The sequence below is a fragment of the Streptomyces coeruleofuscus genome (genome assembly GCF_039532725.1).
Taxonomy (GTDB): domain Bacteria; phylum Actinomycetota; class Actinomycetes; order Streptomycetales; family Streptomycetaceae; genus Streptomyces; species Streptomyces coeruleofuscus.
In genome coordinates this window covers 1,154,974-1,177,923 of the sequence record NZ_BAAASE010000001.1, presented here as the reverse complement: position 1 = coordinate 1,177,923, position 22,950 = coordinate 1,154,974, and the positions used below count along the sequence as shown (strand labels likewise).

Genomic DNA, 22,950 nt, shown 5'->3' with positions numbered 1-22,950 from the left:
GCCGGCAACCCAGGACAGCCGCCCATCCACCGTCTAATTGCGATCGTCGGCGCCGCCTGAGGTCGTCTCATGTTTGATGTGGAGAACCTCTCGGGCTTGCTCCGCGGCGCGAATGAGGCTCTCGGCGACGAAGTCGACGAAGCGGGCGATGTTCTCGAGGCGGGTGGCGGCCGGGGTGTCGGGGCCGAGGACGCCGACGCCCTGCCGTGCGGCCTCGGCGAGCTGGGCGCTGGACCGGGCGCTGGCGATCATCGACTGGTAGAAGACGTCGTCGTCGACGGCGTAGCGCTCGCGGCGGCCCTCGTCGCGTTCCCTGCGGATGAGGCCCTGACTTTCGAGGAACGCGACCGCTTTGGAGACGGACGCCGGGCTGACCTGGAGGTGCCGGACGAGTTCGGACGCGGTGAGGCTGCCCGCGTCGGTGGTGTAGAGGCAGGTCAGCACCCGGGACATCATCTTGGGCAGGCCCTGCCCCATGAGGAGGGTGGTGAACATCTCCTCGTACTCGCGCACGGCCTCGACGTCGCGCCCGTGGCCCAGTGCGGGCGCCTCCGCCCCCCGGGGCGCGGCCTGCCTGCGCCGGCGGGTGCGGCGTTCGGTGGCGCGGTGAGCCAGGTCGGCACGGTAGGCGGTGGGCCCGCCGTTGCGCATCACCTCACGCGTGATCGTCGATGTCGGACGCTCGAGACGTCTGGCGATCTCCGCGTAGGCGAGGCCATCGGCCAGCCCCTGCGCGATCTGCTGGCGTTCCTGCTGGGTGAGCCTGCCTCCCGGCATCGCGGTCTCCTTCGTGTTGCTCGGCACGTCGAGCATAGCGTTCACTTCCAATTCATTGCAACGAACGCCTCGGTGATCGTTGCATTGAGTCCACATCTATTGCAACGTTTTCGTGATGCTGGACTGCATAAATGGCAATGCATCGCAACAACCATGTTGCTATCTGCGTGAACGCAACGTAGCTTTTCCAGCGTTCGAAACAAAGCTGCGAGGGAGAGGTACAGCCATGTTGCAGAAGGTTCTTCAGGAGATCGTCGATTCCGGTTTCACCGGGGTGCAGTTACGCGTGCACGACGAGAGGGGCGAGTGGGTCGGCAGCGCCGGGGTCGGCAGGCTGGGCGAGAGCGCCGAGCCGCCGATCGACGGACACTGCCGGATCGGGAGCAACACGAAGACCTTCATCGCGACCCTGGTGCTGCAACTGGTGGCGGAAGGCAGGATCGGGCTGGACACCCCGGCGGCGGAACACCTGCCCGAGCTCGGGCTGGACCGGCGGATCACGGTACGGATGCTGCTCCAGCACACCAGCGGGGTGTTCAACTTCACCGGCGAGTACTACGACGACGGGACGTTCACGCCGGGCATCCCCGTCACGGGCAGGGAATGGGTGGACAACCGATTCAAGACCTACCGGCCGGAGGAACTGGTGCGGCTGGCGTTGTCCAAGCCGGCGCGGTTCGAGCCGGGAACGGACTGGAGTTACTCCAACACCAACTACGTGCTGGCCAGGCTGCTGATCGAGAAGGTCGTCGGCTGCTCACTGGCCGAGGAGATGCAGCGACGGATCCTGGACCCGCTCGGGCTGTCGGGCACGGTGGCGCCGTACACCCGGCAGGAGGTCCCGGAGCCGCATGCCCATGCCTACTACCGGTACGAGGATGAGGACGGCCGGCAGAAGACGGTCGACGTCACCCGCCAGAACCCCTCCTGGATCTCCGGCGGCGGTGACATGATCTCGACCACCCAGGACCTCCACACGTTCATCTCCGCACTCCTGCGCGGCAAGCTCCTGCCGGCCCCGCTGCTCGCCGAGATGTGCAAACCGCATCCCAAGGCGGGTTACGGCCTGGGGGTGTTCGTACAGGAAACGGAACGCGGCGGCACGATCATCACCCACAACGGCGGCATCACGGGCCACGCAGCGCTGATGTACAGCACGCCCGACGGCGGCAAGACCCTGACCGCCGCGCTGAACTATGTGGACGACGCGGCGATGTCACTGGCCGAGCCGTTCCAGAAGGCGACGCGGATGCTGGTCAGGGAGGTGTTCTGATGCCAGTGGTCACGCCGCGCGAATCCGACTGCGCGGTCACCGCCGTGGGCCCTGCCCGCCTGGCGATGGCTGCGGCGAAGCACGGCTTCCGCCTGCTCCATGTACCGAGCGACGCGGTGTTCTCCGGCGCCCGCGTCCACCTCGACGAAACCTCACGCCACCGAAGCGATCCGCATCCTGATGTCCTCCGGCGACAGAGCGCCCTTCGCCGTCACGTGATCCCCCGACGACTCCCCACGCAGCCGCCGCCCGATCCACGGCACCAGGAACTCCCGCGCCCAGTGCACATCGTCCCGCCGGACCTCGAGCGGCCCGCGCGCCGGCAGCGGCGGCCACGGCTGCTCCGGGTCGGCCGGAACCTCCAGCCCGAGCACCTGCCCCGCGCGGAGCGCCACTCGCGTGTGTCCCTCGGGCGACAGGTGCAGCCGGTCGGCGTCCCAGGCCCTGCGGTCCTGGACACTGCGCAGGGACCACAGGTCGAGGACGGGGCAGCCGTACCGGTCGGCGATGGCCCGGACATGCCCGTTGTACGTCGCGATCTTGCCGCGCAGGTGCTTGAGCACGGGCATCCCACGGGTGTCGAACCCGGTCGTCACCATCACCGTGCCGGCCACGGCGGTGAGCCGCACGAGGGCCCGCTCGAACCGCTCGGCCACCTCGTCCGGGTCGGTTCCGGGACGGAGGATGTCGTTGCCCCCGGCGCAGAAGGAGACGAGGTCCGGGGCCATTTCGACGGCCCGCGGAACCTGGTCCGCCACGATCTGGTCGAGGAGCTTCCCGCGCACCGCGAGGTTGGTGTACTGGAAGTCGCCTTCGGGCCGGCGGTCGGCGAGCAGGACGGCGAACCGGTCGGCCCAGCCGACGAACGCCCCGTCGGGGCCGGGATCACCGACGCCCTCGGTGAAGCTGTCCCCCACCGCCACGTACGACCCGATCACTGCTCTGCTGTCACTCTTCGAATCGTCTGCCACAGCCGCTCATGATTCACCCTCTAATGTGACCTACGCGACCGTAGGCAGGGGTTGACGGGCGGTGAGATAAGCCACTTCCCAAGTGTTCGCCAACTCCGGAATACGTCACCCGTCAGCGATGTTGGGGGGTCAGGCGCCATACCCGGAAGCCCGTGATCCGGAAGTGGCTCCACACGGTCCGGAAGGCGAAGTGCCCGCGGGTGTACGGCTGCGGGTCCGTGTAGTCGAAGACGAGGCGCCCGTTGTTCCACCACCTGACCGTCGAGCCGTCGGAGACGATCCGGACCCGGTGGGGCTCGTTGGGGACCAGCAGCGGCTCGGTGTAGTCGTAGACCAAGGGCCGCACGCCGGGCTCGCCGACGTACCGCCGCAGCCGGGTCGTGGTGTTGTAGTTCGCGCCGTAGCCCGCGTAGTACGTCGTCAGGTGGTCGTACTCCGCCAGCGCCCCACCGCGCGGCGTGGCGAAGAGATCGCCCGGGGAGCGGACGTCGGTCGCGTTCCAGAAGTTGTTGAGGTCCGAGACACGGTCGTTGACCCCGCCCTCGGAGACCGGCGTGGCGGTGTACTCGAGGACGTACGGCCCGTCGAGCCGCCGCCTGAACCACACGGTCGCCCCGCTCGGTACGTCGATCTCCAGGACGCCGCGAGAGGCGGTCACGGTCCCGCCGTCCTGGAGTTCGGTCGCCCACTGGGAGAGGCCGTGGCAGAAGTCGTCGTGGGCGATGAGGCGGCGGTGCCGGGGCGCGGCATGGGCGGCGCCCGTCGGGACGAGGGCCACCAGGCCGGCTCCGGCTGCCAGGGCTGCGAACGCTCTGCGAGTGGTCGGCACGGGACACGTCTCCTCGGTGATCCGCCTGGAAGGCTCTAGAAAGCGCTTGCGCTCCGGACTGGATCACTGTGTCCCAACTGCCGCCCGCTGTCGATCCCTTGGGCGCGACCGATCACATCGGGCCCGCACACACCGAAGGCCGGACCCGGGGATCGGGGTCCGGCCGACGGTTGCGTGTCAGGCGGGTGGTCGTGCGGTCGGTCAGCCGACGGAGACGCCGTGCGAGCGCAGGTAGGCGACCGGGTCCACGTCCGAGCCGTAGTCCGGCGTGGTGCGGATCTCGAAGTGCAGGTGCGGTCCGGTCACGTTGCCGGTGGCACCGGAGAGGCCGACCTGCTGGCCCGCGCTCACGGTCTGGCCCGCCGAGACGGAGAGCGAGGACAGGTGGGCGTACTGCGCGTAGCTGCCGTCGTTGAGCTTGATGACGACCTGGTTGCCGTACGCGCCGCCCCAGCCGGCGGAGACGACCGTGCCGGCGCCGACGGCCTTGAGCGAGGTGCCCGTCGGGACGACGAAGTCGACACCGGTGTGGTAGCCGCTGGACCACATGCTGCCGGACATCCGGTACGGGGTGCCGACGGTGGCACCGTCCACCGGGGCGCTGTAGCCGCTGGAGGTCGCGGCGGCCGGCTTGGCGGCGGCCGGCTTCGAGGGCGACTCGGAGGCGGACGACTTCGGAGCCGAGGGCTTGGCAGCCGAGGACTTCGAGGACTTGGAGGCCGAGGACTTCGGCGAGGACGGGGCCGGGGCCTTGGACTCGCCCGCCGCCTTCTTGCCGATCGACAGCTTCAGGCCCGGGTGGATCAGCGACGGGTCGTCGCCGACGGCGTCACGGTTGTCCGTGTAGAGCTTCTTCCAGCCCCCGTCGACGTTCTGCTCGTCGGCGATCTTCGCGAGATAGTCACCGGACTGCACGGTGTACGTCCGGGCGCCCGTGGCCTTTTCGGCGGCCTTCTTCTCGGCGGCCGGAGCGGACTGGACGGTCTTTTCCGCAGCCGACTGCGGGGTGGCGGCGTGGGCGCCGCCGGCGCCCATGAGCGGAAGGGCGAGAGCGGCTCCGCCGGTTCCGGCGACGGCGATGGAGCGGGTGAAGCGCTGGGTCTTCGGGCGGCGGTGCTTACCCTTCGCGGGCATGGCGAATTCCTCTCCGTCGCCTGCGAGGTGAGCTGTCGGGTTCGGGCTGGAGATGCCCGGCCGCGCCGAGGCGCGGCTTAACCCCAAGCCGTTCCGGGAACCGGAACAGGCGTCTTACCTGTGGGTCCCCCGCTCCTGCCGTACGTCGGGTCAGTGTGTGGGGCTCCGGGCGGCGGCAGGATTAGGCGTCCGTCCGGATTGGGGTGGAACGTAAGCGACCAAGACGCAAAGGGACAAGTTCCCGGTTGCCTGTGACGGCGTTTTTCTTGACGCACCGGCACATTTTCCGTGACGGAGCGTGGATTAGCGATCTCCCGCTTTCCTCAATACCCCTGAATATCGCCAGAATTACGTGTACATGGCAACAACACATCGTCACGAATATGACGATGCTCACGCACCCCGACCTCGTCTCCTTTACGATCGGGGCACGTTATGTCGAAATAACCGAAGAACTCCCTATTCGGACAGAACGGCTACTTACGCTTAAGCCGGACGACGGTGGCGTCCAGATCCCCGCGCAGACCGACCCGCAGCCCGTGATGGAGCAGTACGGCACCTCGGTGAACTTCGCCCGTTTTAAGGCATTCGTACGATGCCGTGGGGTCGAGGCCCCGCAGCCGGAGCGCCGGTACGGGCTCGCCGTAGCGCTGCGCCTGGAGCCAGGCCAGGACGACGGTCTCGCCGCCGAGGGTGTACTGCACGGCGCTCAGGCCGCCCTCCGGCGGTCGCAGCCGGTACTGGTCGCCGCGCTGCACCACGGGCCGGATCTCCTTGTAGAGCGCCACCCAGTCCCGCGCCTCGGCGAGTTCCTCCCCCGTCCACTTCGTGAGGTCGCCGCCGACCCCGAGCACCCCGGCCATGGCACTGACGAACCGGAACCGCAGGGAACTGGCGCGCTGGTTGAGCATGGCGTTCGGACTGTCGGTGACCCAGGCGGCCATGACCCGGGCCGGATGGATCTGGCTGAAGCCGTGCTGGATGGCGAGCCGGTCGAGCGGGTCGGTGTTGTCCGAGGTCCACACCTGGTCCGTGCGGCTCAGCACACCGAGGTCGATCCGGCCGCCGCCGCCCGAGCAGGACTCGAAGGCCACCCCGGGGTGAGCGGCCCGCAGCCGGTCCAGCAGGGCGTACAAGGCATGGACGTGGTCGACCCACAGCCGCTGCGGGTAGGGGTCGTCCGGCCAGCCGGCGTCGGTGAAGCAGCGGTTGAAGTCCCACTTGACGTAGTCGATCGGGGCGCTGGAGAGGAGCCCGTCGAGCTGGTGCCAGAGGTACTCCTGGACGTCCGCGCGGGCGAGGTTCAGTACGAGCTGATTGCGGAACTCCGTCCGCTTTCGTCCCGGTTGGTACTGCACCCAGTCCGGGTGCGCGCGGTACAGGTCGCTGTCGGCGTTGACCATCTCCGGCTCGACCCAGATCCCGAACTGCATGCCGAGGCCGTGCACGTGGTCGGCGAGCGGCTTGAGGCCGCCCGGGAAGCGGTCCGGGTTGGGAGTCCAGTCACCGAGCCCGGCCCGGTCACTCGTACGCGCCCCGAACCAGCCGTCGTCGACCACGAACAGCTCGACGCCCATGGCGGCGGCCCGCTCGGCGAGCGCCCGCTGCTGCTCCTCGGAGATGTCGAACTCGGTGGCCTCCCAGGAGTTGAACAGGACCGGCCGGTCCCGGCCGGCGTCCGGGATCACGTGCGCCCGCTGGTAGGCGTGCCAGGCGCGGCTCGCCCCGCCGAAGCCGCCGTCGGTCCAGAGCCCGGCGAAGACGGGAGTCGTGTACGACTCCCCCGTGCCGAGCATCAGCAGGCCCGAGTCGTCGTACCCGGCCCCGCCGGTGATCTGCACGCGCGCGTCCGGGAGTCGGGCCACGGCGATCCGCCAGGACCCGGACCAGCCCAGGGCGCATCCGTAGACCTCGCCGCGCTCCTCGGTGGCGTCGGTGTCGAGCGCGACCCACGGCAGGTGCTGGTGACCGGTGTGGCCGCGGCGGCTGCCGATGGCCTTCTCGCCGTGGGTGAGGGCGGAGCGCTCCAGGCGGGACTCGGCGCCCCAGCGGCCGTGCAGCTGGGACAGCCGCCAGGTGTCGCGGTCGGGCAGGGTCCAGGTGGCGGAGTCGGCGCGCAGCACTTCGACGGACGGCCCGCGGTTGTCGAGGGTCACCCAGCGCTCGACGACGTCCGTCGAGGAGCGCATCCGGTAGTGCAGCGTGATGGTCAGGTCACCGTCGCGGAAGCGCAGCCGCAGCTCGCCGTCCCCGGCGTCGTGCCCCTCATAGGTCCACTCGGTGCCGCGCCGCTCCGGGGTGCGGACGGACAGGGCGGGCCGGACGAAACGGGGGCCGCCCTCGACCGGGTACTCCTCGCGCCCGTCGAGCGGGGACTCGAAGGGCCAGTAGTCCGGCAGCGGCCGGACGGCGAGGGCCTCGGCGTCGGCGAGGCCGATCCGGGGGCCCCAGTGCAGGTGCAGCAGCTCGTCACGGTCGGTGACGTGGACGGCGTAGCTACTGGCCGGCCCCGAGAGGACCCAGGTACGACCGTCTTCGGAGATGTCCAGCATCAAGCCCTCACAGGTTCGAACAGGCCCGCTCAGGAGCGACCAGGCCCCAACATCATCAAGGGCTGCGGGGGCTCCCGGCAACGGCTGTGGACAACTCATTGCCCCAGGCAGGCATGTCGTATCGTCGAGTGGTGCCCGTCGACGAGCCGCGCCGGCGGCGCCGAAGGGGAGGAGCCCTCGTGACACAGCAGGTCCCGTCGACCGAGCCCGAGCTGGCCGGAGTGCGCAACTTCCGTGATGTGGGCGGACTGCCGACCGTGGACGGACGCCGGGTGCGGCAGGGAGTGCTGTTCCGCAGCGGCCACCTCGCGCACGCGACCGGTGAGGACGCCGCCTTCCTGGCCACCCTGGGCCTGCACACGATCTTCGACTTCCGCAACGCGGCGGACCAGAAGCTCGAGGGGCCGGACGTCGAGCTGCCGGGCGTGCGCAATGTGAACCTGCCGCTGAGCGACCCGGCCGACGGCGCCGAGTTCTGGCGGATGGTCCGCGACGGCGACCTGGACCAGCTCCGCGCGATCCTCTCGGACGGCAAGGGCGCGGACCGCATGATCGCCTCGTACCGCATGATCATCCGGACCCGCACGGCCGAGCACTCCCGGGTGCTGCACGCGCTCGCCGAGGACAGCGTCCCCGCCCTGATGCACTGCGCGGCGGGCAAGGACCGCGCGGGCCTGTCCATCGCCGTGACGCTGCTCGCCCTGGGCGTCGAGCGCGAGGCGATCGTCGACGACTACCTGAAGTCCAACGCCAAGCACCGGCGCTACAAGGTGCGCCGCAGCAGCTCCGCCGCCTCGGCCTACTCCCCCGAGGTCATGGAGCTGCTCAGCCCCCTGTTCGACGCGCGCGCCGAGTACCTGGCGGCGGCCTTCGACACCATCGAGGAGACCTGGGGCGGCGTCGACTCCTATCTGGAGAAAGGACTCGGGCTCACCCCGGAGGCCCGGGAGCGGCTGCGCGAGCGACTGCTCGACTGAGGTGCACGGCTAACGGGCCCCCGCCTCGAACAGGAAGTACACGAACGCGGCGAAGATGTGCCCCACCACGAGGTAGACGAACAACCGCACCCACAGAGCGCGGGGGAACTTCTCCTCCATGTCCTTCATGGCATGTCTCCAGGGGTGGGGCCCAGGCACAGGGCGGCCGTGGGGCTCTGCAAGAGGGTGTGGACGAAGAGCAGTTCGACGCCGTCCGAGTCCTGGGCGGCGATCCGGTGCGGGGTCAGCGAGTCGAAGTGGGCGCTGTCGCCGGGCGCGAGCTGGTGCGTGGTGTCACCCAGGCTCAGCCGCAGCCGCCCCCTCAGCACGTGGAGCCACTCCTCGCCGGGGTGGACGCGCACGATGTCGCCCTGGGAGCCATGGGGGACGTGCACGCGCAGGGCCTGCATCCCGCGGCCGGAGGCGCCCGCCTGCCAGTACGTCCAGCCGCCCGCCGCGGTCGGTTCCATGTCGGCGGCGCGGACGACGGCGTCCCGGTCGGCGACCGTCTCCCCGAGCAGCTCGGAGACCGTCGTACCGTAGATGCGGGCGAGCGCGAGGAGCATCGGCAGGGAGGGCTGGCGTTGCCCGGTCTCCAGGCGGGAGAGGTGGGCGGGCGACAGCCCGGCGGCGCGGGCCGCGGCCTCCAGGGTCAGGGAGGCCCGGCGCCGCAGTGCACGCAGCTGCGGTGCGACGGCGGGCAGCGCACCGGCCGCCTGGTCGGGCGACGGGTCGGCCCCGGGCCGCCCGGTCTCGGAGGAGCTCATGCCTCCATTCAGCCGGAGCCTTGCCTCAGCGGCAAATTTCTTGCCTCTGAGGCAAACAGGCGCGATCGTTCGCCGCCCGGGTCGAGCGCTACCGGTTGGCCACCGCCTGCTTGACCAGTGTCTTCCCGAAGTCCCAGACCAGCCCGCCGTCGTGCGCGTCGTCCATCACGGCCGTGAAGGCGTCGACGAACCGGTCCACCTCCCGCTCGCCGATGATCAGCGGCGGGATCAGCTTGATCACCTCCATGTGATCGCCGGAGACCTGGGTGAGGATCCGGTGCTTCTGGAGCAGCGGTACGACGACCATCTGCGCGAACAGTCCCTTGCGCGCGGCCTGGAGCACGGCCCAGCGGCTGCGCAGTTTCAGCGACTTCGGCCGGCCGAACTCGATCCCGATCATCAGGCCCCGGCCGCGGACGTCCGCGAGCATCTCGTACTTGTCCGTCAGCGCCGCCAGCCGGGATCTGAGCTGTTCCCCGGTGGCGCGGACGCCCGCGACGATCTGCTCGTTCTCCATCACCGACAGCACCGCCAGACCCGCCGCCATGGCCTGCGCGTTGGACCCGAAGCTCGCCGAGTGGACCAGCACCCGGTCCATCGACGAGTAGACCTTCTTGAAGATCCAGTCCTTGCCGAGCGTGGCGCCCACCGGCACATACCCGCCGGAGAGCGCCTTGGCCACGCACACCAGATCGGGCTCCACGCCGTCCTCGTGCTGGTAACCGTAGAAGTCGCCGGTACGGCCCAGGCCCGTCTGCACCTCGTCGGCGATGAGCAGCGCCTTGTGCCGGTGCAGCAGCTCCTGGGCGGCCCGCAGATAGCCGGGCGAGGCCTCCAGCACGCCCTTGCCCTGGATCGGTTCGACGATCAGGGCGGCTACGTCGCCCTTCCTCACCTCCCTCTCCAGCGCGTCGAGATCGCCGAGCGGGACGGCCGTGTCGGGCAGCAGCGGGGCGAAGCCGTCGCGGAAACCGGACTCCCCGTTCACGGAGAGGGCGCCGGTGGTCAGGCCGTGGAAGGCGTGCTCGCAGTACAGGATCCTGGGCCTGCCGGTGACGAACCGGGCGAACTTCAGCGCTCCCTCGACCGCCTCTGTGCCGCTGTTGCCGAAGAACACCCGGTCCAGGTGCGGGCTGTGCGCGAGCAGCTTCTCGGCCAGCAGGCCGGGCAGCGGCTGGCAGTCGAAGCGGGTGAGGTCGGCGAGCTGGGCGTCCAGGACGTCGTGCAGCGCCTTGCGCACCACGGGGTGGTGGCGGCCCAGGCCCATCACCCCGAACCCGGCGAGCATGTCCAGGTAGTCGTTGCCGTCCGCGTCGTAGAAGTAGGCGCCCTCGGCGCGCTCGTAGACCTTGTCGAAGCCGATGGTGTGCAGCATGCGCGGGAGCTGGTGGTTGAGGTACCGGGTGTGCAGCTCGTAGCGCTCGGCTCCGCGTTCGGCCAGGAGTGCGCCGAGGTCGAACGCCCCGGCCTGCGACGACTCCGACGCGGACTCGGCTGTTGTCATTCCTGTGGCTCCTTGGACAGCTCTTCCTTCACGGTCAGGCTCGCGCTGATCCGTCCGGCGACCTCGACGGGTGTCAGGCCGATGTCGGCGAGCACCTCACCGCGCTTGGCGTGCGCGAGGAACTGCTCCGGGATCCCGAAGCGCCGCACGGGGACGTCGACTTCGGCATCGCCCATGGCCAGCGCCACGGCCGAACCGACCCCGGCCGCCCGGCTGTTGTCCTCGACGACGGCGACCAGGCGGTGTTCGGAGGCGAGGCCCGGGAGGGCCGGATCGACCGGTTTGACCCAGCGGGGGTCGACGACGGTGCAGCCGATGCCGCGGGCTTCGAGCAGCTCCGCCGCCTGGAGGCACACCGGCGCCATGACGCCCACGGCGACCAGAAGCACCTCCGCCCGGTCGGCGCGGTGCAGCACGTCCAGTCCGCCCACCCGGTCCACGGCCGGGATCGTCGGGCCGACGGACTCCTTCGGGAAACGCAGCAGGGTCGGGGCGTCGTCCACGGCGACCGCCTCGCGCAGCTGGGCCCGCAACTGGTCGGCGTCGCGCGGCGCGGCGATCCTCAGGCCCGGCACGACCTGGAGGACGGACATGTCCCACATGCCGTTGTGGGAGGCCCCGTCGACGCCCGTGACGCCGGCCCGGTCCAGCACGAAGGTCGCCCCGCAGCGGTGCAGGGCCACGTCCATCAGGAGCTGGTCGAAGGCACGGTTGAGGAAGGTGGCGTAGACGGCGACGACCGGGTGCAGGCCGCCCGTCGCCAGGCCCGCCGCGGACACGGCCGCGTGCTGCTCGGCTATGCCGACGTCCCACACCCGGTCCGGGAACCGCTCGGCGAACCTGCCCAGACCGACCGGATGGAGCATGGCCGCGGTGATCGCGACGACGTCGTCCCGCTCCTCGCCGATCCTGACGATCTCGTCGCCGAACACGGAGGTCCAGGAGGGGCCGCCCGCCGGCGAGAGCGGCGCGCAGGTCAGCGGGTCCATGACGCCGACGGTGTGGAAGTGGTCCTCCTCATGGGCGAGGGCGGGCTCGTAACCGCGGCCCTTCTCCGTGAGGCAGTGGACGAGGACCGGCCCGTGGAAGCGCTTCGCACGCCGCAGGGCGGACTCCACGGTCCCGATGTCGTGCCCGTCGATCGGGCCCACGTACTTCAGGCCCAGGTCCTCGAACAGGCCCTGCGGGGCGAACGCGTCCTTGAAGCCCTTCTTCGCTCCGTGCAGGGCCTCGTAGAGGGTGGTGCCGATCAGCGGCGTGCCCTGGAGCACGTCCTTGCCCCAGGCCAGCACCTTCTCGTAGCCGTCGGTCGTGCGCAGTGTCGCGAGGTGGTTGGCGAGGCCGCCGATCGTCGGGGCGTAGGAGCGTTCGTTGTCGTTGACGACGATGATCAGCGGCCGGTTCTTGGCGGCCGCGATGTTGTTCAGCGCCTCCCAGGCCATACCGCCGGTCAGGGCGCCGTCGCCGATGACCGCGACGACATGGCCCTTCTCCCCCTGCACCTGGCGGGCCTTGGCGAGCCCGTCGGCCCAGCCGAGCGCCGTGGACGCGTGGCTGTTCTCGATGACGTCGTGCTCGGACTCCTCGCGCGACGGGTAACCGGACAGGCCGCCCTTGCCGCGCAGCTTGGAGAAGTCCTGGCGTCCGGTCAGCAGCTTGTGGACGTAGCTCTGGTGGCCGGTGTCCCACAGGATGCGGTCGACCGGCGACTCGAAGACCCGGTGCAGGGCGACGGTGAGCTCCACCACCCCCAGGTTGGGCCCCAGATGACCTCCGGTCCTGGCGACCGCGTGCACCAGGAACTCCCTGATCTCGTCGGACAGTTCGCCGAGTTCCGCTTCGGACAGCGCCTTCAGGTCGCGTGGTCCCCGGATGGTCTCCAGAATCGTCACGATCGGGCCCCCTTCGGTTCCGTGCTGTTCAGCTCACGGTGACGGCCGGTTCCCCCGACCCCACGCCGTCCTGCTCCATCTGCTCGGCGATCTTCATCGCCTCTTCGATCAGCGTCTCGACGATCTTCGACTCGGGAACGGTCTTGATGACCTCGCCCTTGACGAAGATCTGCCCCTTGCCGTTGCCGGAGGCCACCCCCAGATCGGCCTCCCGTGCCTCGCCGGGGCCGTTGACCACACACCCCATGACGGCGACCCGCAACGGCACTTCCATGCCCTCGAGTCCGGCCGTGACCTCGTCGGCGAGCTTGTAGACGTCGACCTGGGCGCGACCGCAGGACGGGCAGGAGACGATCTCCAGCCTGCGCTGCCGCAGCCCCAGGGACTCCAGGATCTGGATGCCGACCTTGACCTCCTCGGCCGGCGGCGCGGACAGCGACACCCGGATCGTGTCGCCGATGCCCCGCGACAGCAGCGCGCCGAAGGCCACCGCCGACTTGATCGTGCCCTGGAACGCCGGGCCCGCCTCCGTCACCCCCAGGTGCAGCGGGTAGTCGCACTGCTCGGCGAGCTGCCGGTACGCCTCGATCATCACGACCGGGTCGTTGTGCTTGACGGAGATCTTGATGTCCCGGAAGTCGTGCTCCTCGAACAGGGACGCCTCCCACAGCGCGCTCTCCACGAGCGCCTCCGGGGTGGCCTTGCCGTACTTCTGGAGCAGCCGCCGGTCCAGCGACCCGGCGTTGACCCCGATCCGGATCGGCGTGCCGTGATCCTTCGCCGCCTGGGCGATCTCCTTGACCCGGTCGTCGAACTGCTTGATGTTGCCGGGATTGACGCGTACTGCGGCGCAGCCCGCCTCGATGGCCGCGAACACGTACTTCGGCTGGAAGTGGATGTCGGCGATGACCGGGATCTGCGACTTGCGGGCGATGGTGGCGAGGGCGTCGGCGTCGTCCTGCGTGGGGCAGGCGACCCGGACGATCTGGCAGCCGGACGCGGTGAGTTCGGCGATCTGCTGCAAGGTGGCGCCGATGTCCGACGTACGGGTCGTCGTCATCGACTGCACCGACACCGGGGCCCCGCCCCCGACCGCCACCGGACCGACCTGGATCCGGCGCGAGTCGCGCCGCTCCGCGATCGGCCGGACCGGTACCTCGGGAACGCCCAGCGGGATGGCGGTCATGGCCTCACTCCCGGTTTCCGGAGACCGTCTCGCGCATGGCGCGCAGGGACTCCTTCAGCGATCCCATGGTGGCGAGGACGGCGGTGGGCTCGTAGCCGCAGTGCGCCATGCAGTTGGCGCAGCGCGGGTCCTTGCCGCGGCCGTACTTGTCCCAGTCGGTGTCCTCGACCAGCTCCCGGTACGTCGGCACGTAGCCGTCGCTCATCAGGTAGCAGGGGCGCTGCCAGCCGAACAGCGAGTAGTTCGGGATCGCCCAGGCGGTGCACGGGAAGTCGACCTTGCCCTCCAGGAAGTCCAGGAAGAGCGGGGAGTGGTTGAGCCGCCAGCGGCGCCGGTTGCCGCCCGCGAAGGCCTTCTTGAACAGTTCGCGGGTCTGCTCCACGCCCAGGAAGTGCTCCTGGTCGGGGGCCTTCTCGTAGGCGTAGGCGGGCGAGATCATCATTTCGTCGACCTTGAGGTCGTCGTTGAGGAAGTTCAGCACCTCGATGATGGTCTGCGGGGTGTCGGTGTTGAAGAAGGTCGAGTTGGTGGTCACCCGGAAGCCGCGCCGCTTGGCCTCCTTCATGGCCTCCACGGCCTCGTCGAACACGCCCTCCTTGGCCACCGACTCGTCGTGCCGCTCGCGCAGCCCGTCGATGTGCACCGCGAAGGCGAAGTAGGGGGAGGGCTTGAACTTGTCCATCTTCTTGCGCAGGAGCAGGGCGTTGGTGCACAGGAAAACGTACTTCCGCTTGGCCACCAGCTGACGCACGATCTCGTCGATCTGCGGATGCATCAGCGGCTCGCCACCGGCGATGGACACCATGGGGGCGCCGGACTCCAGCACGGCCCCCACGGCCTGCGCGACGGGCATCCGCTGCTTGAGCACCCCGGCCGGGTGCTGGATCTTGCCGCATCCCTCGCACTTGAGGTTGCAGGCGTACAGCGGCTCCAGCTCCACGATGAGCGGGAACTTGTCCCGTCGGCGGAGCTTCTGTTCAGCCAAGTATGTAGCGACCTTGATGGACTGTCGGAGCGGCATGGCCATCTGGCTCACCTCCTGGGGAGCAGCAAGGAACGGTGCCATTCGAAGAAAGCGGGAAGGACCGAACGAAGAACACGGAAAGCTGATATTCCACCGCGCACCGTGCCGATCCGGACGAGTTCATGTTCTGGAGCGTCCACGACCACCCGGACGGCCGCAACCGGGCGCTCGCCCGCGCGCACGGCGCTCAGGAGCGTGGCCGCCGACTCCATGTCGACCGCGATCGCGCCGGTCGCGCGCAGATCCGACCGTTCGTGACCTCGGACGACATGGTCGGAGCCGGTGAGCGGCCCGGTGTGCACGGTCCGCCCGGGCACCGCGCGGCCCAGCTCCTTGACCAGCAGGTCGGTCCCGACGCAGGCGGTCGTACCGCGCGGGTCTCGGGTCTCCTCGGCGACGACCAGGTCACCGGGGTGCATGCCGGGTGCGAGCCCCGCGCAGAAGCCGGTCGCGAGGACGGCCGCGTCGCGCAGGGCCGGGTCGGCGAGCATCCGGGTGACGGACCGCTCGGCCGCCGCCGGACCCATACCGGTCCGCAGCACGGTGACCGGCCCGCCGGCGCCGCCACGGTCCCCCGCGCGCAGGGCGAGCTGCTCGATGCCGAGCGCGCAGGCGATCAGCAGCGGGGCCGGAGCGGGCTGTGAGCTCATCAGCTCCCCTTGGCGTCGGCGAGCGGCTTCCCGGTCTCTCCACTCCCGTTGGCCGCGGCGAGCGGTTTCCCGGCCGCCCCGCCGCCCTGGTGCCGGTCGGCGAAGGGCTCCCCGTGCAGGTACCGGCCGAGCGCGGTGAGCGGGAACACCTGCCGGTAGAGGTGGTAATTGATCGAGAAGTCCCACGGGAAGCCCGTCCCCGTGAAGTACGGCTCGTCCCAGGAACCGTCGTCCCGCTGGGTGGCGGCGAGCCACTCGATACCGCGTTCGACGGCCTTGGAGTCCCGCTCCCCCGCCGCGAGCAGGGCCATCAGGGCCCACGCCGTCTGGGAGGCGGTCGAGGCGCCCCGGCCGCTCCACTCCCCCACGTACTTGTAGGAGCGCAGGTCCTCGCCCCAGCCGCCGTCGTCGTTCTGGACCGCCTCCAGCCAGGTCACGGCCCGGCGGATCGCCGGGTGCGCCGCGGGGATGCCGGCGACCACCAGGGCGGGTACGACGGACCCGGTGCCGTAGACGTAGTTGACGCCCCAGCGACCGAACCACGAGCCGTCGGGTTCCTGTTCGGCCAGCAGCCACTCGATGCCGCGCCGGGTGCGGGGGTCGTGGGCGAGGCCCTCCACCGCGAGCATCTCGACGACGTGGGCGGTGACGTCGGCGGAGGGCGGGTCGATGACCTCGCCGAAGTCGCAGAACGGCAGCCGGTTCGGGAACGGGCTGGTGTTGTCGACGTCGAAGGCGGCCCACGCCCCGTTCTTCGACTGCATGCCGAGGGTCCAGCGCACGCCGCGCCCGACGGCCTTGTCGACCCGCGCCGGGTCGTGGTGAGTGATCCGGCGCAGCGCGAGGATCACCTCGGCGGTGTCGTCGATGTCGGGGTAGTTGTCGTTGTGGAACTCGAACGCCCAGCCGCCGGGCGGCAGTCCGGGCCGCTGCACCGACCAGTCACCGGGCCGGACGATCTCCTCGCCCAGCATCCAGTCCGCGGCTTTCACCAACTGGGGGTGGTCGGCGGGCAGTCCGGCGTCGACGAGCGCGATCGCGGCCAGGCAGGTGTCCCACACCGGCGACTGGCAGGCCTCGATCATCCGGGCCCCGTCCTCGCGCCACACGGCGAACCGGTCCAGCGAGGCGAGCCCTTCGCGCATCACGGGGTGCTGGAGGTCGTAGCCGAGCAGATGCAGGGCGATGATCGAGTACACGGCCGGGGGCTGGATGCCGCCCCAGCAGCCGTCGTTCTCCTGCCGCTCGATGATCCAGCGGGCGGCTCTGTTCATCGCGGCTCTGCGCAGCCGGCGCGGCGCGACCTTCCGCAGGGCGTGCAGCCCCTTGTCCATCCGCTGGAAGGCGCCGTCCCAACTGAACGCCGGGGCGAGCGGCTTGGCCGGGTTCGGGTGGGCGGGGTCGGTGTGCAGCTCGTGCAGCGGGAAGGGCGCGGGGCGTACCGGCCGCTTCGCCGAGACGATCGTCAGCGGGACGACGGTCTGCCGCGCCCAGCAGCCGAAGTCGTAGATGTTGAGCGGCACCCACTTCGGGAAGTAGATGAGCTCCGGAGGCAGTTCGGGGAGGTCCTCCCACTTCCACCAGCCGAACAGTGCCAGCCAGATCCGGGTGAAGACCCGGGCGGCGGCGATGCCGCCCTGCTCGCGGACCCAGGCGGAGGCCTTCGCCATGTGCGGTGCGCCGGGCTCGTCCCCGGCCAGGCGGAGGGCGACGTAGGCCTCGATGGTGGCGGAGAGTTCGCCGGGGCCGCCGTAGAAGGTGGCCCATGCGCCGTCCTCGCGCTGCTCTCCGCGGATGAACAGCGCGGCGGCCTGCGTCGTCTTCTCGTCACGGATGCCCAGGAACTGACGGAGCAGCAGGTCCTCGGCGTCCATCGTGACGTTGGTCTCGAGGTCGCCCTTCCACCAGCCCTGGGCGTCCTGGCGCGAGAGCAGGAAGTCCGTGGCGCGCTGTGCGGCGCGGGCGGCGGCTTCTTCTACCCCGGCCGCCACGGGCGTGTCGGTGTCGGTTTCGCTGGCCGCGGCGGCGCGGGGTGGCAGTGCCCCGGTGCTTCCGTCGGTCGTCGCTGTCATGGCTTCCCCTTCGTGCAGTGGTGCAAGGTGTGCAGCTGCTGTGGGTCCGCCGTCGGCCGGTGCTCCGTGGTGTCTCGCGGCACCGGCCGGCGACTACGCGAGGGCTATTCGACCGATAGTGATCATCTCTTTCGTACGACGACGAAGTCCGCGAGTGCCGTGAACTGCTCCCGCACCCGGTCGGGCATGTCGACGGCGTCGAGGGCTTCGATGGCGATGGTGTGCTGACGGCGGGCCTCGTCGGCGGTCCACTCGCGGCCGCCCGCCTCCTCGATGAGAGCGGCGCGGGCCGCGAACTCCTCCTCGGAGAAGCTCTCGAAGTCGCTGCTCTTGGCGTCGGCGGCGAGGAGCTCGCCGAGCCGCTCGGAGGCGGATCCGCCCGCCGCGAGTGCGGCCACGACCGGCAGGGACTTCTTGCGCTGGCGCAGGTCGCTCCAGGTCTGCTTGCCGGTGGAGATCGGGTCGCCCCAGATGCCGAGGAGGTCGTCGACGGCCTGGAAGGCGAGGCCCAGGTGGTAGCCGTACTTCTCCAGGGTGTCGGCGGTGCGGTCGTCGGCGCCGCCGAGGACGGCACCGATGGAGCTGGCGCAGGCGAGCAGGGCGCCGGTCTTGTTGCCCTCCATCTCCAGGCACTCCTCGACGGTGACGCGGTCGCGGTGCTCGTAGGAGATGTCCTGGGCCTGACCGTCGATCAGGGCACGGGTGGCGGTGGTCAGGCGGCGGGTGGCGCGGCCGGCCTCGACGGTGCCGAGTTCCAGCAGCACCTCGTTGGCCAGGGCGAACAGGGCGTCACCGACCAGGATGGCCTGGGCGGGGCCGTGCACCTTCCAGACCGTGTCGCGGTGGCGGCGCTGTTCGTCGCCGTCCATCAGGTCGTCGTGGAGGAGGGAGAAGTTGTGGACGAGTTCCACGGCGACGGCGCCGGGGATGCCGGTCTCGGGGGCGGCGGACATGACCTCGGCGGACAGCACCGCGAGGGCGGGGCGCACGGCCTTGCCGCCGTCCCCCGCCGCGGGCCGGCCCTGGGCGTCGATCCATCCGAAGTGGTAGGCGGCAACAGTGTCCATGGGAGGTGCCAGGCGGTCGATGGCCGCCCGCAGTACCGGAGTGGCCAGGGTCCGGCCGCGCTCCAGGAGCGCGGTCACGTCCACCGCCTCGGCAGTCTTCGAGGCCGGGGGCACAGTGGGCACAGTCTCTCCTCTTGTTGCGGTACCGGGGGTGCGGGGGCCGTCTGCCGCGCTGTTCTGAGCGAGCATCACGCCGCCTCCTCGAACTCGAAGAGGTGGCGAGGGCGGGGCCGGCCCAGGGCGCCCAGCACGGCGTCCGCCGCGCTCACACCACTGCGGACCGCACTCTCCATGGTCGCGGGCCACCCGGTGGCGGTCCACGCTCCGGCCAGGTACAGGCCGGATGCCTTGGTGCGGGAGCCGGGCCTCAGGCGCCCGACTCCGGGGGTGGGAGCGAACGTCGCCGTGCGCTCCCGGGTGACGAAGAAGTCCTTCACTGCGGCGCCGCGGGTCAGCGGCAGCAGCCGCTCCAGCTCGGGCAGGTACCGCTCGCGCAGCACGGCCACGGGCTCGTCGATCTCGTCCTGGGCCGCCGACTGGGACAGGGCGAGGTACTGCCCGTCGCGCAGGCCCGACGCCTCGGTCCGGTCGAAGACCCACTGCACCGGAGTGCCGAGGGCGGTGAAGAACGGCCGGCCGAGCACCTTGCGGTCGTACACCACATGGACGTTGAGGATGGGCGCGGTGCCGATCTCCAGGAGCCGCTCGGGCGCGTCCAGGGCACCCGCGGGCAGCAGGTCGTGCGCCTCGCGCTGCGGTACGGCGAGCACCACCGCGTCCGCCTGGAGCGTCTCGCCGGGAACCCGGACGCTCCACCCGCCGTTGCCGTCGTCGGAGACGGAGGTGACGCGGGTACGGACCTCGGTGCGGACGCCCGCGGATTCGAGCGCCTTGCGGGCCAGCCGGTCGTGCAGGTCGCCGAGCGGGACGCTCGCCCAGCCGATGTCGGCCGCGCCCGGGTCGGACAGAAGACCGGTCTTGAACACCATCGCGGCGAGCCCCAGGGAGGCGTCGCCCGCGACCGCGTTGAGGGTGGCGACCCCGACCAGGTCCCACAGGGCCTCGACGGCGCGCTCCGACTGGCCGTGCGCGGCCAGCCAGCTGCCGAAGTCCTGTGCGTCCAGGGCCGGATCGGCGAGGTCCAGCCCCTTGAGCGCGAGTGCGGCCCGGCCGACCTTGGCGCGGTCGGCGAGCGACAGGTGCGGATAGGTGGCGAGGCTGCGGCCCAGATGCAGGGGCACGGGCAGCGCGTCGCGCCGCAGCCTGCCGAGGCGCCGCCCCGCGGGCCGCGCGACGTCCAAAACGGGCACGTCGAGCCGGTCCTGGAGCGGAGCCAGCGCCGCGCCCTCGATGCGGTCGAGGAACCAGCGGTAGGCGGTGCAGCAGCGCAGGTACACGTGCTGTCCGTTGTCGACGGTCAGCTCGCCGCGCTGGAAGGAGAAGGCCAGGCCGCCGAGTCTCGGCCTGCCCTCCACCAGGGTGACGCGCACGCCGGCGTCGGCGAGCGCGAGCGCGGTGGTGACGCCGGCGAGCCCGCCGCCCACCACGACGGTGTGCCGCCCCTCCGCGACCGGCCCCCGGGATCCCGTGCCGTGGGTCATCGTGCACCCTCCCCTGCGCGGCGGCCGTCCTGCTCGACCGGTGCGCGACCGACCGTCTCCGTCAGGGACGCCGTCCCACGCCGGAGGGTTGCCCGCCGCTTGTCTCCGACGGTTTGGCGGAGAGGGGCGTCGTGCCCACGCCCCGCCGCGGGGGTCACGCGAGCGGAACCGCCCGGCCCGGCGCCGACGACCGCAACACGCCCCCACCGGCGGGCAAGGGAGACCACCGACTCCGTCTCGTGGTGAGCCCGCGAGGCGTCGGCCCCACGCCCGGCAGCCGCCCAGGCCACCCGAGCGAAACCACCCGCCCCGGCAGTGACGACCGCAACGCGCCCCCGCCCACGGACAAAGGAGAACACCGACTCCGTCTCGTGGTGAGCCCGCGAGACGTCGGCCCCACGCCCGGCAGCCGCCCAGGCCACCCGAGCGAAACCACCCGCCCCGGCAGTGACGACCGCAACGCGCCCCCGCCCACGGACAAAGGAGAACACCGACTCCGTCTCATCGCGGACCTGCGAAGCGTCGTGCCCGCGCCCCGCCGCAGGGGTCACGCGAGCGGAACCGCCCGGGCCGGCGCCGACGACCGCAACGCGCACCCGCCGACGCGCCAGGGAAAGCACCGACTTGGTCTCACAGCAGGCCCGCAGGGCGTGCGGCACTGTCCGGGAGCACAGGACCGCACCCGCGCGGCGGGCGTGAGTCCGGTCGACGGTGGCATCCCCCTGGGCCGGTCCGTTCGTCACGCGCGCCTCCTGACGGTCCGTCGGGTCACATGGCGGGCGTCGAGGCCGGACAGGCCGCGCACGGCGACGTAGGCCTTCTCCCGGCCGGGCAGGGAGACGCGGCCGCGCAGCACGGCCTCGGGGTCGCGCTCGATGCGGTCGAGGAGGCGTCGGTAGATGCCGGCCATGGCGGCGACACAGGCGCCGCTGCGCCGGTCCAGCATGGGGAGCAGCCGGTAACCCTCGGCGAAAAGAGCGCGGGCCCGTCGCACTTCGAAGTGCACGAGGCCCGCGAAGTCGGAGCCCTCCGGTGGCCGCGGCCCGCTGAAGCCGGCCGAGCAGCCGAACTTGGCGAGGTCGTCGGCGGGCAGATAGGTGCGTCCGCCCACGGCGTCCTCGCGGACGTCTCTGAGGATGTTGGTGAGCTGGAGCGCCAGACCGAGCGTGTCGGCATACTCCGGCGCCCGCTCGACACCGCGCGCCCCCGGTTCCGTGCCGAACACACCGAGCGAGAGCCGCCCGATGGCCCCCGCCACACAGCGGCAGTAGACCTTCAGGTCGTCCCAGGTCTCGTACGTCTCGCCGCGTACGTCCATCAGGACGCCGTCGATGAGCTCGTCCAGGCCGCCGAGCGGGATCGGGAAGTGCCCGGCGGCGTGCGCGAGGGCGACGGCGACCGGGTCGGTGTCGTCGTCCGCCACCCCGCCCTCGCGGATCCGGCTGAGCAGCGTCCGGGTCTCCTCCAGCCTGGCCACCTTGACGTCGTCGGCGAGCGCGCCGTCGCCGAGGTCGTCGACCCGCCGCGAGAACGCGTACAGCGCCGACATCGCACGGCGCTGGGGCGTCGGCAGCAGCCGGATGCCGTAGGCGAAGTTACGGGCCTGCCGTCCGGTGACGGCCTCGCAGTAGCTGTAGGCGGCGAGTACCGGCGGGGATGCGTGTGGTTCCGACTCCACGGTCCGGATCACCCCTCTCCTCGCAGAGTCACGCCCACCTCACGCAGCAACTGGACCTTGCCGGGCTTGGGCGGGCCGGGAAGTACGTCGTAATCAGCGGCGGCGATGGCACGGACGGCCGCCCTTCCCCCCGCCACGAACCCTGCGAGCAGCAGCTTCAACCTGCCGTGGACGCTACCCACCAGGGGGGCGCCTTCATTCAGGAGATCCAGGGCCCTTTGCGCTTCGTACGCAATCAGCGCACGGACCGACGCTCCGGCGGATTCCGTGGCAAGGTCCGCCTCCTGGACATGAAAGCGTTTCATGTCGGCGGCAGGCAGGTAAACGCGGTCGCGGTCGAGATCCTCGGCCACGTCCTGGAGGTGCTCGACGATCTGGAGGGCCGTGCAGATCATGTCGGAGCGGCGGATCCGCTTGGGCGTCGAGGTGCCGGTGACGGCGAGGACGAGACGGCCGACGGGGTTGGCGGAGAGCTCGCAGTAGGCGAGGAGGTCGTCGTAGGTCTCGTACCGGCCGACCAGTTGGTCCTGGCGGTTGGCGGCGATCAGGCCGAGGAACGGCTCGGGGGTCAGGGAGCGGCGGCGGACGGTCGGCTGGAGGCGGCGCAGCAGGGGATGACGCGGGGTCGCGTCGAAGACCCTGCGCAGGTCGGCCTCGAAGGCGTCCAGCAGGACCAGCCGGTCCTCGGCCTCCTGCGGGGACACGCCGAGCAGTCGGGCGTCGGCGCCGCCGGGGGCCAGGTCGCCGTCGCCGATGTCGTCGACGAGACGGGCGAAGCCGTAGACGGCCATGAGGTCGGTGCGCCAGGCCCGGGGCAGGAAGAACGGGGCCACCGGGAAGTTCTCACCCGCGGCCTTGTCGAGCGTGCCGCGCTCCGGATCGAGGGCGCGCGCCGTGCCGGTTCCCGTCACCGCCGGCTGCCCGGCGCGAGGACGGCACGTGCTGCGTGGAGCTGGGGAGTTTCCGTAGCCATTGCCGTCACATCTCCCGTTCTAC

20 protein-coding genes and 1 riboswitch are annotated in these 22,950 nt (G+C 70.8%); of the genes, 2 read left to right on the top strand and 18 right to left on the bottom strand.

Annotated elements, in window-relative coordinates:
• Positions 1–33: 33 nt before the first annotated feature.
• Positions 34–777, bottom strand: a complete 744-nt coding sequence (locus ABFX81_RS05115; RefSeq protein WP_086853667.1) for a helix-turn-helix domain-containing protein — start codon at positions 775–777, stop codon at positions 34–36.
• 226 nt (positions 778–1,003) lie between these two features.
• Between ABFX81_RS05115 and ABFX81_RS05110 the strand changes: the two genes are divergently transcribed.
• Complete coding sequence (locus ABFX81_RS05110; RefSeq protein ID WP_086853660.1) at positions 1,004–2,050, top strand: serine hydrolase; 1,047 nt, start codon at positions 1,004–1,006, stop codon at positions 2,048–2,050.
• Positions 2,051–2,202: 152 nt separating this feature from the next.
• Here ABFX81_RS05110 and ABFX81_RS05100 read toward each other — a convergent pair whose 3' ends face one another.
• The 4 genes from ABFX81_RS05100 to ABFX81_RS05085 all read right to left on the bottom strand — a co-directional run bounded on the left by ABFX81_RS05100 (position 2,203) and on the right by ABFX81_RS05085 (position 7,536).
• The gene (locus tag ABFX81_RS05100; protein WP_086853658.1) at positions 2,203–2,988 is read right to left on the bottom strand and encodes a GDSL-type esterase/lipase family protein; all 786 of its coding nucleotides are present in this window, start codon (positions 2,986–2,988) and stop codon (positions 2,203–2,205) included.
• A gap of 145 nt (positions 2,989–3,133) precedes the next feature.
• Positions 3,134–3,850: a DUF6250 domain-containing protein gene (locus tag ABFX81_RS05095; RefSeq protein ID WP_086853656.1), complete on the bottom strand. Its 717-nt coding sequence runs from the start codon at positions 3,848–3,850 to the stop codon at positions 3,134–3,136.
• 201 nt (positions 3,851–4,051) lie between these two features.
• Complete coding sequence (locus ABFX81_RS05090; protein ID WP_086853654.1) at positions 4,052–4,984, bottom strand: peptidoglycan DD-metalloendopeptidase family protein; 933 nt, start codon at positions 4,982–4,984, stop codon at positions 4,052–4,054.
• Positions 4,985–4,988: 4 nt separating this feature from the next.
• A riboswitch (cyclic di-AMP (ydaO/yuaA leader) is annotated at positions 4,989–5,143 on the bottom strand.
• A 317-nt stretch (positions 5,144–5,460) separates the two neighbouring features.
• The gene (locus ABFX81_RS05085) at positions 5,461–7,536 is read right to left on the bottom strand and encodes an alpha-galactosidase (RefSeq protein ID WP_086853653.1); all 2,076 of its coding nucleotides are present in this window, start codon (positions 7,534–7,536) and stop codon (positions 5,461–5,463) included.
• Between the two features lie 179 nt (positions 7,537–7,715).
• Here ABFX81_RS05085 and ABFX81_RS05080 point away from each other — a divergent pair, with 179 nt between their 5' ends.
• The gene (locus ABFX81_RS05080; protein ID WP_086853651.1) at positions 7,716–8,513 is read left to right on the top strand and encodes a tyrosine-protein phosphatase; all 798 of its coding nucleotides are present in this window, start codon (positions 7,716–7,718) and stop codon (positions 8,511–8,513) included.
• Between the two features lie 9 nt (positions 8,514–8,522).
• On the opposite strand, the gene ABFX81_RS05075 is transcribed toward ABFX81_RS05080, so the two are convergent.
• The 13 genes from ABFX81_RS05075 to hpnC all read right to left on the bottom strand — a co-directional run bounded on the left by ABFX81_RS05075 (position 8,523) and on the right by hpnC (position 22,865).
• Positions 8,523–8,642, bottom strand: a complete 120-nt coding sequence (locus ABFX81_RS05075; RefSeq protein ID WP_086600141.1) for a DUF6126 family protein — start codon at positions 8,640–8,642, stop codon at positions 8,523–8,525.
• Entirely contained in the window at positions 8,639–9,280 is a 642-nt protein-coding gene (locus ABFX81_RS05070) for a helix-turn-helix domain-containing protein (RefSeq protein WP_086853649.1), read from the bottom strand. Before ABFX81_RS05070 ends, ABFX81_RS05075 begins: the two co-directional genes overlap by 4 nt.
• An 88-nt stretch (positions 9,281–9,368) precedes the next feature.
• Positions 9,369–10,784, bottom strand: a complete 1,416-nt coding sequence (locus ABFX81_RS05065; protein WP_086853647.1) for an aminotransferase class III-fold pyridoxal phosphate-dependent enzyme — start codon at positions 10,782–10,784, stop codon at positions 9,369–9,371.
• Complete coding sequence (gene dxs, locus ABFX81_RS05060; RefSeq protein WP_086853645.1) at positions 10,781–12,676, bottom strand: 1-deoxy-D-xylulose-5-phosphate synthase; 1,896 nt, start codon at positions 12,674–12,676, stop codon at positions 10,781–10,783. The genes ABFX81_RS05065 and dxs overlap by 4 nt, the downstream gene beginning before the upstream one ends.
• Positions 12,677–12,704: 28 nt before the next feature.
• Entirely contained in the window at positions 12,705–13,862 is a 1,158-nt protein-coding gene (gene ispG, locus ABFX81_RS05055; RefSeq protein ID WP_086853643.1) for a flavodoxin-dependent (E)-4-hydroxy-3-methylbut-2-enyl-diphosphate synthase, read from the bottom strand.
• Between the two features lie 4 nt (positions 13,863–13,866).
• Positions 13,867–14,889 carry an adenosyl-hopene transferase HpnH gene (hpnH, locus tag ABFX81_RS05050; RefSeq protein WP_086853641.1) on the bottom strand — a complete coding sequence of 341 codons (1,023 nt, stop codon included), beginning with the start codon at positions 14,887–14,889 and terminating at the stop codon, positions 13,867–13,869.
• A gap of 5 nt (positions 14,890–14,894) precedes the next feature.
• Positions 14,895–15,536: a phosphorylase family protein gene (locus ABFX81_RS05045; protein WP_086853639.1), complete on the bottom strand. Its 642-nt coding sequence runs from the start codon at positions 15,534–15,536 to the stop codon at positions 14,895–14,897.
• The gene (shc, locus tag ABFX81_RS05040; RefSeq protein ID WP_346137669.1) at positions 15,536–17,608 is read right to left on the bottom strand and encodes a squalene--hopene cyclase; all 2,073 of its coding nucleotides are present in this window, start codon (positions 17,606–17,608) and stop codon (positions 15,536–15,538) included. Before shc ends, ABFX81_RS05045 begins: the two co-directional genes overlap by 1 nt.
• Before the next feature lie 122 nt (positions 17,609–17,730).
• A complete protein-coding gene (locus ABFX81_RS05035; RefSeq protein ID WP_086854294.1) occupies positions 17,731–18,864 on the bottom strand; it encodes a polyprenyl synthetase family protein in 1,134 nt (377 codons plus the stop codon).
• Positions 18,864–20,276 carry a hydroxysqualene dehydroxylase HpnE gene (gene hpnE / locus ABFX81_RS05030; protein WP_086854295.1) on the bottom strand — a complete coding sequence of 471 codons (1,413 nt, stop codon included), beginning with the start codon at positions 20,274–20,276 and terminating at the stop codon, positions 18,864–18,866. The genes ABFX81_RS05035 and hpnE overlap by 1 nt, the downstream gene beginning before the upstream one ends.
• Positions 20,273–20,434: a DUF6380 family protein gene (locus ABFX81_RS05025; protein ID WP_346137774.1), complete on the bottom strand. Its 162-nt coding sequence runs from the start codon at positions 20,432–20,434 to the stop codon at positions 20,273–20,275. Before ABFX81_RS05025 ends, hpnE begins: the two co-directional genes overlap by 4 nt.
• Positions 20,435–21,015: 581 nt before the next feature.
• A complete protein-coding gene (gene hpnD, locus ABFX81_RS05020; RefSeq protein ID WP_086854297.1) occupies positions 21,016–21,966 on the bottom strand; it encodes a presqualene diphosphate synthase HpnD in 951 nt (316 codons plus the stop codon).
• Positions 21,963–22,865, bottom strand: a complete 903-nt coding sequence (gene hpnC, locus ABFX81_RS05015) for a squalene synthase HpnC (RefSeq protein WP_086854298.1) — start codon at positions 22,863–22,865, stop codon at positions 21,963–21,965. Before hpnC ends, hpnD begins: the two co-directional genes overlap by 4 nt.
• Between the last annotated feature and the right edge of the window lie 85 nt (positions 22,866–22,950).

What these genes read in the sequence shown, in the direction of transcription:
- ABFX81_RS05115 (WP_086853667.1), bottom strand. Translation starts at nt 777, where the DNA reads ATGCCGGGAGGCAGGCTCACCCAGCAGGAACGCCAGCAGATCGCGCAG.
- ABFX81_RS05110 (WP_086853660.1), top strand. Translation starts at nt 1,004, where the DNA reads ATGTTGCAGAAGGTTCTTCAGGAGATCGTCGATTCCGGTTTCACCGGG.
- ABFX81_RS05090 (WP_086853654.1), bottom strand. Translation starts at nt 4,984, where the DNA reads ATGCCCGCGAAGGGTAAGCACCGCCGCCCGAAGACCCAGCGCTTCACC.
- ABFX81_RS05085 (WP_086853653.1), bottom strand. Translation starts at nt 7,536, where the DNA reads ATGCTGGACATCTCCGAAGACGGTCGTACCTGGGTCCTCTCGGGGCCG.
- ABFX81_RS05075 (WP_086600141.1), bottom strand. Translation starts at nt 8,642, where the DNA reads ATGAAGGACATGGAGGAGAAGTTCCCCCGCGCTCTGTGGGTGCGGTTG.
- ABFX81_RS05070 (WP_086853649.1), bottom strand. Translation starts at nt 9,280, where the DNA reads ATGAGCTCCTCCGAGACCGGGCGGCCCGGGGCCGACCCGTCGCCCGAC.
- ABFX81_RS05065 (WP_086853647.1), bottom strand. Translation starts at nt 10,784, where the DNA reads ATGACAACAGCCGAGTCCGCGTCGGAGTCGTCGCAGGCCGGGGCGTTC.
- ispG (WP_086853643.1), bottom strand. Translation starts at nt 13,862, where the DNA reads ATGACCGCCATCCCGCTGGGCGTTCCCGAGGTACCGGTCCGGCCGATC.
- hpnH (WP_086853641.1), bottom strand. Translation starts at nt 14,889, where the DNA reads ATGGCCATGCCGCTCCGACAGTCCATCAAGGTCGCTACATACTTGGCT.
- ABFX81_RS05045 (WP_086853639.1), bottom strand. Translation starts at nt 15,536, where the DNA reads ATGAGCTCACAGCCCGCTCCGGCCCCGCTGCTGATCGCCTGCGCGCTC.
- shc (WP_346137669.1), bottom strand. Translation starts at nt 17,608, where the DNA reads ATGACAGCGACGACCGACGGAAGCACCGGGGCACTGCCACCCCGCGCC.
- ABFX81_RS05035 (WP_086854294.1), bottom strand. Translation starts at nt 18,864, where the DNA reads ATGCTCGCTCAGAACAGCGCGGCAGACGGCCCCCGCACCCCCGGTACC.
- hpnE (WP_086854295.1), bottom strand. Translation starts at nt 20,276, where the DNA reads ATGACCCACGGCACGGGATCCCGGGGGCCGGTCGCGGAGGGGCGGCAC.